The organism is Halorubrum ejinorense (genome assembly GCF_055389685.1).
Window position 1 is genome coordinate 2,507,111 of record NZ_AP043777.1, and the last position, 13,852, is coordinate 2,520,962.

Consider the following 13,852-nt stretch of genomic DNA (forward strand, 5'->3'; position numbering starts at 1 on the left):
TTCGTGGTCGGGAGGTAAAAACGTCGGCGGGTGCGGTGACGGAGTTCGACTCGACGGCACCGGTCCAGACTCACTGTCAGAATCGAGATTCGTCGCCGGATTCCGACACCGCCCCTTCGGAGAGGGACCGTTCGGCGAACTTCGCCACGTCTTCGTCGGTGAGGTCGTCGCTCCAGAAGACGAGGTCGTCGGAGAACCGTAGAACTGGGGCCTTCTCGTCGTGAATAGCGCGAATCCCGGAACTGTCAACCTGCCCCACTTCGCGTTCCGGAGCGCCCACGAGAGATTTTTTCGAGTCGAGAGGGTCAATAATAAGACCGATCTCTCTCCCCAGACGGAATTCGGTCGTAAGATACGACCTGAGCAGGACTCGAAACGAGTCAGAGCCGGCGACACGAAACGAGTACAGTTGAGGCACGTTCCCTCGATCGGTCGCGATGCCCGTGGCCGGATCACCGACGAAGCGGGCGTCTACGTCGTCCTCGCCGAAGGCCAAACTCACCGCGAGAGCGATCGGAGAACCTTTCGCCAGCAACGCGACGAACTCCGCGATCGAGGTCGAGCGGGGGGCACCACCGAGAGCGACGCTGCTCGTGCTACCCCGATCGACGGCGGAGAGGGAGGCCGAGAGGTTTCGGTCGTTCTCGAAGACGGACAGGGTAGGTCCGCTCGGGCCGCTCTCGGCGGAGATCCTTGCGGTGTCGACCGATCCGTCGGTTGTATCGATGCGTCCCTCCGTCACAGGCAGCCCACAGAAGACGATGTCGAGAGTGCTGTCCGACAGCACTTCCGTGACCGCCTCGCGGTCCGGTCTCTGATGTACCGACCACGACTCGACCCCGGCTGGCGCCGCAGAGTCCGGCAGCGACTCTCGGACGGAGCGAGCTCGCTCCGCGTCCGCAAGGAGGAACGCCACCGTGACCTCGCCGTGTTCTGCCACCTCCCCGTCCAGTCGATTCTCGTACGCCGCGGGAGTCATGAGCGACGTCCCGGAGGAGACGGATGCCGCGTCGCGGGGTGGAACCACATCACCGGGCGAACCGAACTTCGACGGGCCGATGGGCACCTGCGGGGACGTCGCGAGCGCAACGGGAGCGTCAGGTGCGAGCGGATCTGACTCCCCACGGACTCGGACGGGTGCGAGGACGTGCGCGAGATGCGGGAGCAACTCTGCCGCTTCGGGAGCAGGCCGCAGAACGGCTTCGGTCGCCCAGACCGGGGCATACGGCGCGACGGTTTCCGCGCCGACTTCGAGATACTCCATCAGTCGCTCACTCATCGACTTTTCCGCGAGGTTCGGTGGATAAAACGGGAGCTTGCCGCCGATCTGGTCGTATTCGTACCGGTCCGACGGGACGTATCCCTCTGTCCGTGCGAGCGTGTCGAGGAAGAACCACGTCCGGAGCAGCTCCTCGACTCGTCGTTCGAGCGCCGGCCCCTCGGTCGGGAGTCGCTCCTCGTACCCGTTCTCCAAGCGGATCGCGGGCGCGTCTCCCACGGTCATCCGTGCGCCGAGGTAGTACGACAGCGTCGAGAGGCGGTACACGTCGGCGTACGTCGGTCGCACGACGACCTCGACGCCGGTATCGGGAACGGTCAGGGGGCTCGGGACGTCAAGCGAATCGCCACGCTCGATCCGTGGCGGATACCCGCGAAGGGTCGGCCACGACCGTTCGGGGGAGAACTCCTTGATCGACGACCCCAACACCGACACCGCTTCCGTCAGTGCTGCCGGATCGTCGGGGACCGTTATCGTCGCCTCGGGCCGCGTGTGGAACGACCGACCGCCGACCGTCACCGTCGTCGTGCGATCGAGGGCGAGTTCGACGGGGTCTGACCCGACGGCCCCGGTAGCCGATATGCTCACGTCGGCCACTCGGACGAGCGTCTTGACACTACCGTTGATCTCGATATAGTACGAACCGCGCGGGAACTCTGCGGCTTCGTCTAGCCGCGAAAGAAAGTCGCCGTCAGCGTCTCGAACGAAAACCGAGGCGTACTCCGGAACGGCGATACTCTCGGCCTCGAAGCTGACCGCGTCGTCCACCGGGAACGGAAACAGCTCCGGGAGCGCCGGCGAGAGCGTCGGCTCGCGGTCCGCGGTCATGCGGAGCCGCTGGCCCTCGATGACGTCGTGGACGGTGAGGGTCTCGCCTTCGACTTCGAAGGCGACACGTCCGTCAGGTGACTCGTCTTCCACTGGACTACTCCTGATCCGCCGACGCACATGAGGATGTCGATTTCGGCCGATTTCTTCGTTTCTGGCGCCTGTAACTCACATTTAGGTGAACGCTTCGAGCGGCACTGACAACAATCTTAACATGACTCGGTCCGGACAAAATAACATGGACGGCGCCGACTCGGGGGTGATTGAGCGGGCCCTCTCCGAAGCCTTCCCGGACCGGGAACCGAGGCGGTTGACGGAGGTCGGCCCCTCGTGGAACGGCGCCAACGAGACGGTCGGCGTCGTCTTCGCCGACGGCGGCCGGGCGTTCCTCAAGGTCGCGCTGGCCGACGAGAGCCGTCGGATCGCTCGGGAGTGTGCCGTGCTCCTGTACCTCCGAGCGAACGGGCCGCTGTCGGTCCCGACGGTGTTGGCGGCCGACCCCGACGGCGACCCCCCCTACCTCGCGACGGCGCCGGCGCCCGGCCGCGGACTGCTCGACGTGTACGAGGCGGCGGGCGACCCGGAGCGCGAGCGCCTGCTCGGCCGCGTCGGCGCCGCGCTCGCCGCGCTCCACGCCGACCGGTTCTGGAGCCACGGCGAGATCGTTGGGGCGGGAGGCGAGAGGGGAACGTCCGCGGACGGTGACGCGGACGACCGCGGATCGCAGTCGGTCGGGCTCGCGGTCGAGCCCGCGTCGTGGACGGACGTCCTCCTCGCGACGATCGAGCGGACCCGCGAGATCGGAACGACGGAGCGGCTCGCGGACCACTACGACATCGTCGTCGACTGCGTTCGGGAGAACCGCGCCGCGCTCGACGGCGCGCCGGCCGCGTTGGTTCACGGCGACGTCACCAAGCCGAACCTCTTCGTGACGAGCGAGCGGGAGGCGGCCGGTGCGGCCGAAACGCGGGGTCCGGTCGGGGCTCGCGACACGGGCGTCGCGCCCATCGACTGGGAGCTGTCCCACGTCGGCGATCCGGCGCGAGACCTCGTGCGAGCCGAGGACCAACTGCTCAACGGCTTCGACTCGACGGGAGATGAGCGGTTCGCCGCGGCCCTCCGCGAGGGCTACCGCGAGCGGGCCGGGTCGCTTCCGACCGGCTTCGAACGGCGCCGCCCGGTGTACGAGGTCGTCAGGATGCTCGGCCGGTCGGGCTTCATCGACCAGTGGGCGACGTATCTCGACGAGCCCGTCGACGCCCTAGCCGAGCGCGCGGGCGCGGAACTCCGGCGGCGTCTCGACGCGGTCTGAGGTTGAGTCGGAGGCGGCCGCGACGACCCGGGGCGACTCGGTGATCCGATTCCGCGCGGCCGGCTCAGCGGTTCCAGGCCGCGTCGTCGGGGTCGATCTGACGGTCGCCGGGCTCGAGCGCGTCGAGCGCGTCGAGGTCCGACGCCGGCAGATCGAGGTCGATCGCACGAAGGTTCTCCCGCACGTGGTCGCCTCGCGCCTTCGGGATGGGAACGATCCCGCGGTCGAGCGCCCACGCGAGCGCGACGACCGCGGGCGAGGCGTCGTTGCGCTCGGCGATCGCCGCGACCTCCGGGTCGTCGAGGATTTCGCCGCGGCCGAGCGGCGAGTAACCGACGAGGCGGTGGTCGAACGAATCGGCGAGTTCGCGCAGTTCCGACTGCCGGAACCGCGGGTGACACTCGACCTGATGGGCCGCGATCGGCGCCTCGAGGATCTCGCGCGCCTCGCGCAGCAGGTCGGGGGTAAAATTCGAGACGCCGACGTGGTCCGTGAGGCCGGCGTCGCGGAGTTCGTCGAAGACGGGCAGGGTCCGTTCCGCGTCGTACGCTCGGATCGGCCAGTGGACGTACAGGAGGTCGACGCGGTCGAGCCCGAGCCGGTCTAAGCTCGCCCGCGCCGTCTCGCGGACGTCCTCGGGCGCGAGGTTCTCGGGGTGGACCTTCGTGGCGACGACGACCTCGTCGCGGTCGACGTCGCTCTCGGCGAGACCCGCGCCGACGGCCGCCTCGTTGTCGTACATCTGTGCGGTGTCGACGTGGCGGTAGCCGGCCTCCAGCGCCGCGACGACGGTTTCGGTACACGTCTCGGGGTCGTCGAGCCCGGAGGTTCCGAGTCCGATCGAGAGGTCGAGTGGTGGCACGCTCAGGGGTTCCGAGCGCGGCGGCAAAAAGGCGCGCGAGCCGGAAAGCCGTCCCGCACACTTACCCCGTCGCGCTCGTAGGATCGCCCGATGCCGACCGGCCCCGCTTTCCCCCTGCTCCCGGAGCCGCTCCCGCTTGAGCAGTTCTCCGGCCCCCTGTTGGTCGACCCGGGGCCGCGACTGCTCGGAGCCGTCGTCGAGGCGTACCGCGAGGCCGCGCCGACGCTCGTGGCCCCGACCGTGTCGGACCTCGCGAGCGGCGACGGCGAGGCCGCGCCGTCCCCGGACCTCCCGACGCTCTCGGTATTCGCCGGTGAGAGCGCGATCGACGCCGCGACCGAGGGATTCCGGTCCGCGGCGCGGCTCGCGGCGCTGCTCGACGCCGGCGTCGTGGACCTCCGAGTTATCGACGCGCCACAGCCGAACCCGGTGCTGGCGGGAGTCCGGACCGGGTTCGCACTGGTCGAAGGAAAAGTGAACGACAAGGCCGGGACGGCCGGGTGGTACCGCGTCGGCGACGACGGATCGCTCCGCGAGCGGTACGCATCGCGGTTCGCGGACGCCGAGCCGTACCGCCTCCGAACGCCGAGTCGCCGGCGGGTGTACGAGGGGTTCGCGACGCGCTGTGACGAGTCGGTCGCCGCGGCGGTGGTGCGGACGCTCGACGCGCCGGCGGCCGCGGCGTCCGGAGGCGACGACGCGGCGCATTCGACGGGGGGCGGCGACGGTCCCGGGCCCGAGAGCACCCGCATCCGCGCCTACGCGGCCGGGGCCCGCGAGGGCGTCCTCGACCGGACGCTCCGGCGGGCCTGCGAGGACGCGGGACTGGGGAGTCCGTCCACGTTCACGCGGGTGAAACGGCTCCTGCGCGAGGCGGAGCTGATCGAGACGGTGTCGGAGTCACAGCCCGTGGGGCGGCCGCGGGACCGGCTCGCGGCCCGCGGGGCGCTCGCGGCCGCAGAGACGCCGGCGGAGACCGTCGCGGCCGTTCGCGGTGTCGGAGACTGAAAGGGAGAAAACCGGAGGGGGAACCGAAGCGACAGAAGCGCTCGGCCGTCGGCTCGGTGCGAGCGAGCGCCTCAGTCGTCCGTCGTCTTGATGTCCGCGGAGAGGCCCTGCGCCATCTCGATATCCTTGGAGTTGTTCAGCGTCCACGCGGTGCGGTCGGTGACCGCCTCGATCGCTTCCCGGGCCGAGGGGTAGCCGTTGCCGGACTTCTTCACGCCGCCGAAGGGCAACTGAACCTCGGCGCCGATACACGGGAGGTTCCCGTACGCGAGCCCCAACTCGGCGCGGTCGCGGTAGTAGTTTATCTGCCGGTAGTCCTCCGAGATCACCGCGCCGGCGAGCCCGTAGTCCACGTCGTTCTGGATCTCCACGGCGCGCTCGATGCCGCCCTCGTACTCCAGGAGGGCGACGTGCGGACCGAACACTTCCTCGTGGGTACACCGCAGGTCGGCGTCGGGGTCCGCCTCGTAGACGAACGGTCCGATCCAGTGACCGCCCTCGTGGCCGTCGGGGATCTCCTCGGGGGCGAGTTCGGTCCGGTCGACGAGGACGTTCACGTCCTCCTCGCGGGCCAGTTCGTTGTACTCGGTCACCTTCTCGAGGTGCTCGTCCTCGATGAGCGGCCCCATGAACGTGTCCTCGTCGAGCGGGTCGCCGACCGCGACCGACTCCGCGACCTCGACGAACCGCTCTTTGAACTCGTCGTACACGTCGGTGTGGACGATCAGGCGCTCGGCGGAGACGCAGCGCTGGCCCGTCGTCTTGAACGAGGACATCACCGCGGAGTGGACCGCGACGTCGAGGTCGGCCTCCTCGGTGACCACGACGGCGTTCTTCCCGCCCATCTCGCAGGCGGCGCGCTTGCCGGCGACGCCGCCGAGTTTGTCCTGAATGAGGTGGCCGACCTCGGCCGACCCGGTGAAGATGACCGTCTCGACGTCGTCGTTTTCGACGATCGCGTTCCCGGTGTCGCCGAACCCTTGGACCATGTTGAACACGCCGTCCGGGATGCCCGCGTCGTCGAACATCTCCGCGACGATCTGCGCGCACCACGGGGTCTGTTCCGCGGGCTTGAACACGACGGTGTTGCCCTCGACCAGCGCGATGGCCATGTGCCAGTAGGGGATGGCGACCGGGAAGTTCCACGGCGTGATACAGCCGGTGACGCCGCGTGGCTTCCGTCGCATGTACGCGTCCTTCGAGGGGATCTCCGAGGGGACGATGTCGCCTTTCGGGTGGCGGGCGTCGCCCGCGGCCCACTCGACCATGTGCGCGGCCTCGACGACGTCGGCTTTGCCCTCAGAGATCTCCTTGCCGCACTCCTTGCTGACGATCTCGCCGAGCTCGTCGGTGCGCTCGCGGAGCTCGTGGTACACGTCCCAGAGATACTCCGCGCGCTGGATCCGCGAGAGCTCGCGCCACTCTTCGAACGCCTCGTCCGCGGCGTCGACCGCGCGGTCGACGTCGCCGGGGGTCCCCTGCTGAAACTCGCCAAGCGTCTCTCCCGTGGCGGGATTCTCGCTTTCGAAGGTCTCCGAGCCCTCGCCCGAGACCCACTCGCCGTCGATGTAGTGGTTGTAGGCGTCTGCCATAATCGTCGTTTCCGTGCGGACGGCCAAATAACCCACCCGACCATGGTCGGAAGTGTTTTTGTGGCACGGTACCAAATGTGAAGTCTCATGGCGATCTCAGACGCGAATTCGGAGGGGGAGTGGTCGGGCACTCGGCTGACGCTGGACCTGTGGCATCCGAACTGCTGGGCGATAGAGGCGACCGAGCGCACGAGCGGGGGCGTGTTGGCTCACGCGATCTACAACACCCCGAAGACGGACGGCGACGCGCCGAACTCGGTCAACGGGCTGTTCACCGCGTTCGCGGACACGAACGAGGAAGTCGAGGCGCTGCTGGACGCGATCCGCGAGTCGGACCGCGCGGGCGAGCTGTTGGAGCTGAAAGAGCGGTTCGGCCGCGCCCGGGACACGCCCGGCAACGTCGTCCGCGAGTTCTTCTTGGAGTACGACCCGGCTGACATGGTGTGCCCGACGCTGTTAGAACACGGCTTCGTCCACAGCGCGCCGGTCAAGATCGAGGACGGTCGCGAGGAGTGGCAGGTGTGTTTCGTCGGCGAACGGACGGAGATCCGCGACTCGCTCGACGCGGTCCAGGCCGACGCCGGCGCCGAGGTCTCCGTCGAGTCCATGTCCTCGACCGGGTACGCCGGACGGACCGCCCGCGGCCAGCGGCTCGACACGCTGACGCCGACCCAACGCGACGTGTACGAACACGCCCGGGAGGCGGGCTACTACGAGTGGCCCCGTGAGGCGTCGACGCGCGAGCTCGCCGAGGCGATGGACGTCTCGAAGACCACGCTGCTCGAACACCTCCGGAAGGCCGAATCGAAGCTGCTGGACCCGTGACCGCCAGGAGCGGCCCGCTCACGCTCGCGAGCGAACGCCGGCTCAGTTGCCGATGATGGCTCGCAGCGCGAACAGCGCGTTCGACTTGCGCTCCCGGATCCGGCGGTAGAAGTAGGAGAACCACTTGGAGCCGTACGGGATGTACTGGTAGACTTCCACGTCGTCTTCGGCGGCGAGGTCGAACTGCGCCGACTCGCGGACGCCGGTCAGCATCTGGACCTCGTAGGGCGTCCCGTGTTCCGCGTGGAGCTCCGCGGCGTAGTCGATCATCGCCGGGTCGTGGCTCCCGACGCCGATCCCGCCGTCGAACGCCTCGAACATGTACGCGAGGCAGTCGCGGTACGACTCGTCGACGCGGGCCTTCTCCTTGTACGACAGCTCGGCCGGCTCGTCGTACGCGCCCTTGACCAGCCGGACCTTCCCCGGAAGTTCGGCGAGCCGCTCGAGGTCGTCGCGCGTCCGCTTGAGGTTCGCCTGGACGCAGACGCCGACGTTGCCGTCGGTCTCGACGGTGTGACGCTCGAACGCGTCGAGCGTGACGTCCGTGGTCTCGTGGTCTTCCATGTCGATCCAGACGAACGTGTCCGCGTCGTCGGGCGCGCCCTCCGCGGTCCCGTTCGCCGCCGCGACGATCCGCGCGAGGTTCTCCTCGAAGACGGCGTCGCCGATGTCGAGGCCGATCTGGCTCGACTTCACCGAGACGCAGGCGTCGACGTCGCGCTCGGCTATCTGCTCGACGAGGTCGACGTACGCGTCGGCGTCGGCGTCGGCGGGCGGTCGTTCCTCGTAGTGTTCGCCCAAGAGGTTCAGGATGCCGGCCACGCCGCGGTCGTTGAGCGTCTCGACGTGAGCGAGCGCCGCCTCAGGCGTCTCCCCGGCGACGAAGTTGCTCGCGATCGGCGGTATCACGATCCCACTGCGGGCCGGAACGGATATATATGGGCACCCGACCAATTAGTTTGAGCTACTCTCTTTGAAATAAACACGCCGGTGAAATATTGCCGCGTTCGCCCCGGATCGACCCGGAATCCGACCATGGACGGGTCGGGATTGAGATACTCTGATAGGCTGGACTCTACCGAACGCATATGTCACGAGATACCATGGACGACGCGGACCGGAGAAGGCTGCTGAAACTGACCGGCGGAGCGGGCGTGATCGCCCTCTCAGGCTGCCTCAGTACGACTGACGACGGCGGAGACGGAGGCGATGGAAGCGACGGAAGCGACGGAAGCGACGGGAGCGACGGAGACGACGGCAGCGACGGCGGCGACGGGGGAGACTCGTCCGGCCCGTACGAGATCGGGATGGTCGACTCCCAGACCGGGTCGCTGTCGGCGTTCGGCGAGCGGAACCAGCGCGGCGTCAACCTCGCGCTGAGCCGCGTCAACGAGGTCGGGATCGGCGGCCGGGAACTCGACATCGTCGTAGAGGACTCCGAAAGCGAGAACCAGGGCGGGATCGCCGCCGCACAGAAGCTGGTCAATCAGGACGGCGTGCCGTTCCTCATCGGCGCGGTCGGCTCCGGCGTCTCGCTCGCGATCTACGAGAGCGTCGTCGAGGGGACCGACGTCGTCCAGCTGAGCCAGAACTCCACCGGACTCAACCTCACGAACTTCCCCGGACTGCTCCGGATGTCGCCGTCCGGGCGCAGCCAGTCGCTCGCGCTGTCGAACATCATCACCGACGACGGCTACGACGAGGTCGCGATCACCTACGTCAACAACGACTACGGGCAGAGCCTCACCGACGCGTTCGTGAACGCGTACGACGGTGAAGTTGTCTACAACAGCCCGCACGACCAGGAACAGCAGTCGTACTCCGGCGTCATCTCGGAGATGAACAGCTCCGGCGCGGAGGCGTGGCTGTTCATCACCTACCAGGCGGAGTTCGCGACGATGGTCAACGAGGTGTTCTCGTCGGGTTACGAGGCGCAGTTCTACGGCGCCGACTCCGTCTCCGGCGACAACGTCCTCGAGAACACCCCCGAGGGGAGCATGGACGGGATGAAGATCGTCACCCCCTCCGCGCCGGTCGAGGAGGAGAACTACCAGTCGTTCGCCGAGGACTTTGAGGCCGAGTACGGCCAGCAGCCGACCTCGTGGGCGGCGTACGCGTACGACTGCGTGATCAACGCCGCGCTCGCGATTCAGGCCGCGGACGAGTTCACCGGCGCGGCGCTCCAGGACACCGTCCGGCGCGTCTCCGGCCCCGACGGCGAGGCGGTGACCTCCTTCGAGGCCGCAAGCCAGATCCTCGCGGACGGGGGCGGCCCGGACGACGTCGACTACCAGGGAGTCAGCGGTCCCATCGACTTCAACGAGGACGGCGACCCGGTCGGGTTCCTTCAGGTCTTAGAGGTTCAAGACCACGCGTACGAAGGCATCGACTTCATCGAAGGCTAATCACCTCCGATGACCGTTCTCGGATACCTGGCTGACGGGCTGGTCTTCAGCAGTATCATCGTCCTCGGGAGCATCGGGCTGTCGCTCGTGTACAGCATCGCGGACTTCGCGAACTTCGCCCACGGCGACACGATGACCATCGGCGCGTACTCCGCGCTCGTGACCTTCGGGGCCGTCGGCGGACTGGGCGGCGCGGTGTTGGGGCTCCCGTACGGCTTCTTCGTCGCGCTCGTCGTCGGGATCGCCGTCGCGGCGGTCGTCGCGGTCGGGACCGAGAAGCTCATCTACGAGCCGCTCGACATCGACTCGATCGGCCTGCTGATCACGTCTATCGGGATCGCCTTCATCTACCGGTCGGTGATCCAGATCCGGTTCGGCTCCGACTTCACCCGGTTCGACATCCAGCCGCTGCGACCGATCGAGGCGCTGCTCCCGTACGGGATCCGGGTGACGCTCCACGACGTCGCGATCGTCGCCTCGGCGGCCGTCCTCGTCGTCGGCCTCCACGTCCTCCTCCAGTACACCGACCTCGGTCGAAAGATGCGGGCGATGGCCGACAACCCGGACCTCGCTCGCATCAGCGGCATCCGAACCCGGCGGGTCACGCTGTGGACGTGGGTCATCGGCGCCGGCCTCGCCGGAGCGGGCGGCGTGTTCCTCGGCCTGTTCAACCAGCTCTCGCCGCGGATGGGCTTTAACCTCCTCCTCGTGATCTTCGCGGCGGTGATCCTCGGCGGGATCGGCTCCGTCTACGGCGCGATGGCGGGCGGCTTCCTCATCGGCATGATAAACCAACTGACGCCGTTCTTCTCGAACGTGGTCGAAGCGATCCCGATCTGGCCCGGGTGGCTCGCGGCGGTCATTCGCGGCCTGATCAGCATCGAGTACGCGAACGCCATCGCGTTCCTGATCATGGTCGTCGTGCTGCTGGTCCGGCCTAACGGGATCGCCGGGGAGAGTGCGTCATGAGCCTGCTCGACGCACCGAAGGAGGCAGTCTCCGAGCTGACCCGGCCCGAGGGGTGGGTCCTCGGCGTCAGCGTCGCGTTCATGCTGTTCCTGTTCGTCGCGCTGCTCACCGGCGCGCTCGGCCCGTCGTACTTCCTGTTCCTCGTCGGGCTTGCCGGGATGTACGCGCTGCTGTCGTTCGGCCTCAACGCCCAGTGGGGGTACACCGGGCTGATCAACTTCAGCGTCGCCGCGTTCTTCGGCATCGGCGCGTACGGCTCGGCGCTGATCACCGCGAGCGGCTCGCCGGTCGGCGACCTGCTCGACGGCGTCCCCCTCGTCGACTCGGTGCTCGGTCTCCCGATCGTCGGGCTCGTCGTCGGGCTCGCCGTCGCCTTCGTGTTGGCGGTCCTGATCGGGATCCCGACGCTCCGGCTCCGGGCCGACTACCTCGCTATCGCCTCGCTCGGACTAGCGGAGGTCGTCCGCCTGGTCGTGCTCAACGAGCGCTGGCTGACGAACGGCAGCGCCGGCGTCCGCGGGATCCCCGGCTTCTTCCAGGGATGGCCCGTGCTGTCGACCTTTCCGGAAGCGATGCCGGGACTGCGGCTGGTGGTGATCCCCGGCTCGCCGATACTCCTCGAGACGGCGTTCTGGCAGGCGTTGTTGAACGTCCTGTTGGTCCTCGGGTTCGTGGGGGCGTCGTACTTCGTCCTCCGGCGCGCCCACCGCTCCCCGTGGGGGAGGGTGCTGCGGACGATCCGGTCCGACGAGGACCTCGCGCGGGCGCTGGGGAAGAACACCTACTCGTTCAAGATGCAGTCGTTCGTCCTCGGCAGCCTGATCATGGCGCTCGCGGGCGTGTTCTACACGCACCTCAACCTCTACGTCGGGCCGGGCGATCTGGACCCCATCACGACGTTCTACGCGTGGGTCGCCGTGATCTTAGGCGGCAGCGGCTCCAACCGCGGGGCGCTGTTCGGCGGCATCGTCATCGTCACGATCCGCGAGGGGACGCGCTTCCTCAACGACGTGGCGCTCCCGATCGACCCCGCGCCGCTGCGCCTGCTGTTGATCGGCGTCGTGATCGTCGCCGTCATGCGCTACCGGCCGCAGGGAGTGCTCCCGCCGCAGCGGGAGCTCATCTGGCCGAGCGCGGTCGACGGGGGCGGCGCGCCGGAGACGCCGGACAGCGGCGTCCGCGAGCGGAAGGGGGGTGGCGGCGATGAGTGACGCCGCCGCCGAGAACGTCGTCCTCAGCGTCGACGACCTCCAGAAGTCGTTCGGCGGGCTCACCGCGACCGACCACGCGACCTTCGACGTCGAGCGCGGGACGATCACCGGCCTCATCGGGCCGAACGGGGCCGGCAAGTCGACCATCTTCAACCTCATCTCCGGCTTCTACGAGCCGGACGGCGGGACCGTCGAGGTGAACGGGACCGACGTGACCGGCATGGAGCCGTACGAGGTCGCCGAGCGCGGGCTCGTCAGGACGTTCCAGACCCCCCGGAAGCTGGAGGGGATGACGGTGCGCGAGGCGATGTTGGTGGGGCCGCGGAACCAGCCCGGCGAGTCGTTCGTCCGCCTGTTCACCTCGCCGGGGACGGTCGCCGAGAGCGAGTCGAGAAACCTCGCCGACGCGGAGCGGATACTGGAGGACTTCGAGATCGACCACCTCGCGGAACAGCCCGCGACGGACATCTCCGGCGGGCAGATGAAGCTCGTCGAGCTCGCGCGAGCGATGCTCGCCGAGCCCGAAGTGCTCCTCTTAGACGAGCCGGTCGCGGGGGTGAACCCGACGCTCGCGAAGAAACTCAAGTCCCAGATTCGGCGGCTCAACGACCGCGGAACGACGTTCCTGCTCATCGAACACGACATGGAGTTCGTGATGGACCTGGCGGACCCGATCGTCGTCTTAGATCAGGGGAGCGTCCTGACCGAGGGGACGCCGCACTCGGTCCGCAACGACCAGCGCGTCATCGACGCGTACCTCGGAGGCGGCGCATGAGCGACGGTATGACAGACGACGCAACCGGGGCCGCGGACGGGCCTCACGGCGGAACCGATCCCGTGCTCTCGCTGTCGGGCGTCGACAGCGGCTACGGGGAGGTACAGGTGCTCGACGACTGCTCGGTCCGGCTCGACCCCGGCGAGATCGTCTGCCTGGTCGGCCCGAACGGCGCCGGCAAGTCGACGGTCCTCAAGACCGCGTTCGGCATGCTGTCGCCGTGGACGGGGACCGTCGAGTACCACGGCCGCGACATCGGCGGGATGGCGCCCGAAGAGATCGTCCGCGAGGGGATCGGCTACGTCCCCCAGACCGACAACGTGTTCGGCTCGCTGACGATAGAGGAGAACCTCCGGATGGGCGGCGTCGCCCGCGAGGGCGGGCTCGACGAGGTGATCGCCGAGCTGTACGACCGCTTCCCGATCGTCGACGAGAAGCGGAACGCGAAGGCGCGAACGCTCTCGGGCGGACAGCGTCAGGTGTTGGCGTTCGCGCGGGCCCTCGTGATGGAGCCGGACGTGCTGCTCATCGACGAGCCGTCCGCGGGGCTCGCGCCGAACACCGCTGACGACGTGTTCGAGGACGTTCAGGCCGTCAACGACATGGACACGGCGATCCTGATGGTCGAGCAGAACGTGACGAAGGGGCTCGGCATCTCCGACCGAGGGTACGTGCTCGACCAAGGCACGGTCCGATTCGAGGGGGCGCCCGAGGAACTCCTCGCGGACGACGAGGTCTCGCAGCTGTACCTCGGGGGATGACCCCGTCGCCGTCGCGGGCCCTCCA

12 protein-coding genes are annotated in these 13,852 nt (G+C 68.2%); 8 read left to right on the forward strand and 4 right to left on the reverse strand.

Annotated elements, in window-relative coordinates:
• Positions 1-76 precede the first annotated feature (76 nt).
• Positions 77-2,200, reverse strand: a complete 2,124-nt coding sequence (locus tag ACZ5KW_RS13925) for a hypothetical protein (protein WP_343780977.1) — start codon at positions 2,198-2,200, stop codon at positions 77-79.
• 145 nt (positions 2,201-2,345) lie between these two features.
• Between ACZ5KW_RS13925 and ACZ5KW_RS13930 the strand changes: the two genes are divergently transcribed.
• Entirely contained in the window at positions 2,346-3,419 is a 1,074-nt protein-coding gene (locus tag ACZ5KW_RS13930; RefSeq protein WP_343780974.1) for a phosphotransferase family protein, read from the forward strand.
• Between the two features lie 64 nt (positions 3,420-3,483).
• Here the strand turns inward: ACZ5KW_RS13930 and ACZ5KW_RS13935 are convergent, their stop codons facing one another.
• Positions 3,484-4,281: an aldo/keto reductase gene (locus ACZ5KW_RS13935; protein ID WP_343780971.1), complete on the reverse strand. Its 798-nt coding sequence runs from the start codon at positions 4,279-4,281 to the stop codon at positions 3,484-3,486.
• Between the two features lie 90 nt (positions 4,282-4,371).
• Between ACZ5KW_RS13935 and ACZ5KW_RS13940 the strand changes: the two genes are divergently transcribed.
• Positions 4,372-5,289 (forward strand): transcriptional regulator TbsP domain-containing protein, encoded by a 918-nt coding sequence (locus ACZ5KW_RS13940; RefSeq protein ID WP_343780968.1) that lies wholly within the window; start codon positions 4,372-4,374, stop codon positions 5,287-5,289.
• A 71-nt stretch (positions 5,290-5,360) separates the two neighbouring features.
• Here the strand turns inward: ACZ5KW_RS13940 and ACZ5KW_RS13945 are convergent, their stop codons facing one another.
• A complete protein-coding gene (locus ACZ5KW_RS13945; RefSeq protein ID WP_343780966.1) occupies positions 5,361-6,881 on the reverse strand; it encodes an aldehyde dehydrogenase family protein in 1,521 nt (506 codons plus the stop codon).
• Positions 6,882-6,968: 87 nt separating this feature from the next.
• On the opposite strand from ACZ5KW_RS13945, the gene ACZ5KW_RS13950 reads away from it, so the two are divergent.
• On the forward strand, positions 6,969-7,706 hold the full coding sequence (locus tag ACZ5KW_RS13950) for a helix-turn-helix domain-containing protein (protein ID WP_343780963.1): 738 nt from the start codon (positions 6,969-6,971) through the stop codon (positions 7,704-7,706).
• Between the two features lie 42 nt (positions 7,707-7,748).
• On the opposite strand, the gene ACZ5KW_RS13955 is transcribed toward ACZ5KW_RS13950, so the two are convergent.
• Positions 7,749-8,615, reverse strand: coding sequence for a proline dehydrogenase family protein (locus tag ACZ5KW_RS13955; RefSeq protein WP_343780961.1), 867 nt, complete (start codon positions 8,613-8,615; stop codon positions 7,749-7,751).
• Between the two features lie 179 nt (positions 8,616-8,794).
• On the opposite strand from ACZ5KW_RS13955, the gene ACZ5KW_RS13960 reads away from it, so the two are divergent.
• Genes ACZ5KW_RS13960 through ACZ5KW_RS13980 form a run of 5 tightly spaced genes read left to right on the forward strand, consistent with a single transcriptional unit; the run spans position 8,795 to position 13,827 of the window.
• Complete coding sequence (locus ACZ5KW_RS13960) at positions 8,795-10,111, forward strand: ABC transporter substrate-binding protein (protein WP_343780959.1); 1,317 nt, start codon at positions 8,795-8,797, stop codon at positions 10,109-10,111.
• A gap of 9 nt (positions 10,112-10,120) precedes the next feature.
• On the forward strand, positions 10,121-11,080 hold the full coding sequence (locus ACZ5KW_RS13965) for a branched-chain amino acid ABC transporter permease (protein WP_343780956.1): 960 nt from the start codon (positions 10,121-10,123) through the stop codon (positions 11,078-11,080).
• Positions 11,077-12,291 (forward strand): branched-chain amino acid ABC transporter permease, encoded by a 1,215-nt coding sequence (locus ACZ5KW_RS13970; protein ID WP_343780953.1) that lies wholly within the window; start codon positions 11,077-11,079, stop codon positions 12,289-12,291. The genes ACZ5KW_RS13965 and ACZ5KW_RS13970 overlap by 4 nt, the downstream gene beginning before the upstream one ends.
• Positions 12,284-13,066: an ABC transporter ATP-binding protein gene (locus tag ACZ5KW_RS13975; RefSeq protein ID WP_343780950.1), complete on the forward strand. Its 783-nt coding sequence runs from the start codon at positions 12,284-12,286 to the stop codon at positions 13,064-13,066. The genes ACZ5KW_RS13970 and ACZ5KW_RS13975 overlap by 8 nt, the downstream gene beginning before the upstream one ends.
• Positions 13,063-13,827 carry an ABC transporter ATP-binding protein gene (locus ACZ5KW_RS13980; protein ID WP_343780947.1) on the forward strand — a complete coding sequence of 255 codons (765 nt, stop codon included), beginning with the start codon at positions 13,063-13,065 and terminating at the stop codon, positions 13,825-13,827. Before ACZ5KW_RS13975 ends, ACZ5KW_RS13980 begins: the two co-directional genes overlap by 4 nt.
• The last annotated feature ends 25 nt before the right edge of the window (positions 13,828-13,852 follow it).

What these genes read in the sequence shown, in the direction of transcription:
- ACZ5KW_RS13930 (WP_343780974.1), top strand. Translation starts at nt 2,346, where the DNA reads ATGGACGGCGCCGACTCGGGGGTGATTGAGCGGGCCCTCTCCGAAGCC.
- ACZ5KW_RS13940 (WP_343780968.1), top strand. Translation starts at nt 4,372, where the DNA reads ATGCCGACCGGCCCCGCTTTCCCCCTGCTCCCGGAGCCGCTCCCGCTT.
- ACZ5KW_RS13945 (WP_343780966.1), bottom strand. Translation starts at nt 6,881, where the DNA reads ATGGCAGACGCCTACAACCACTACATCGACGGCGAGTGGGTCTCGGGC.
- ACZ5KW_RS13950 (WP_343780963.1), top strand. Translation starts at nt 6,969, where the DNA reads ATGGCGATCTCAGACGCGAATTCGGAGGGGGAGTGGTCGGGCACTCGG.
- ACZ5KW_RS13960 (WP_343780959.1), top strand. Translation starts at nt 8,795, where the DNA reads ATGTCACGAGATACCATGGACGACGCGGACCGGAGAAGGCTGCTGAAA.
- ACZ5KW_RS13965 (WP_343780956.1), top strand. Translation starts at nt 10,121, where the DNA reads ATGACCGTTCTCGGATACCTGGCTGACGGGCTGGTCTTCAGCAGTATC.
- ACZ5KW_RS13970 (WP_343780953.1), top strand. Translation starts at nt 11,077, where the DNA reads ATGAGCCTGCTCGACGCACCGAAGGAGGCAGTCTCCGAGCTGACCCGG.
- ACZ5KW_RS13975 (WP_343780950.1), top strand. Translation starts at nt 12,284, where the DNA reads ATGAGTGACGCCGCCGCCGAGAACGTCGTCCTCAGCGTCGACGACCTC.
- ACZ5KW_RS13980 (WP_343780947.1), top strand. Translation starts at nt 13,063, where the DNA reads ATGAGCGACGGTATGACAGACGACGCAACCGGGGCCGCGGACGGGCCT.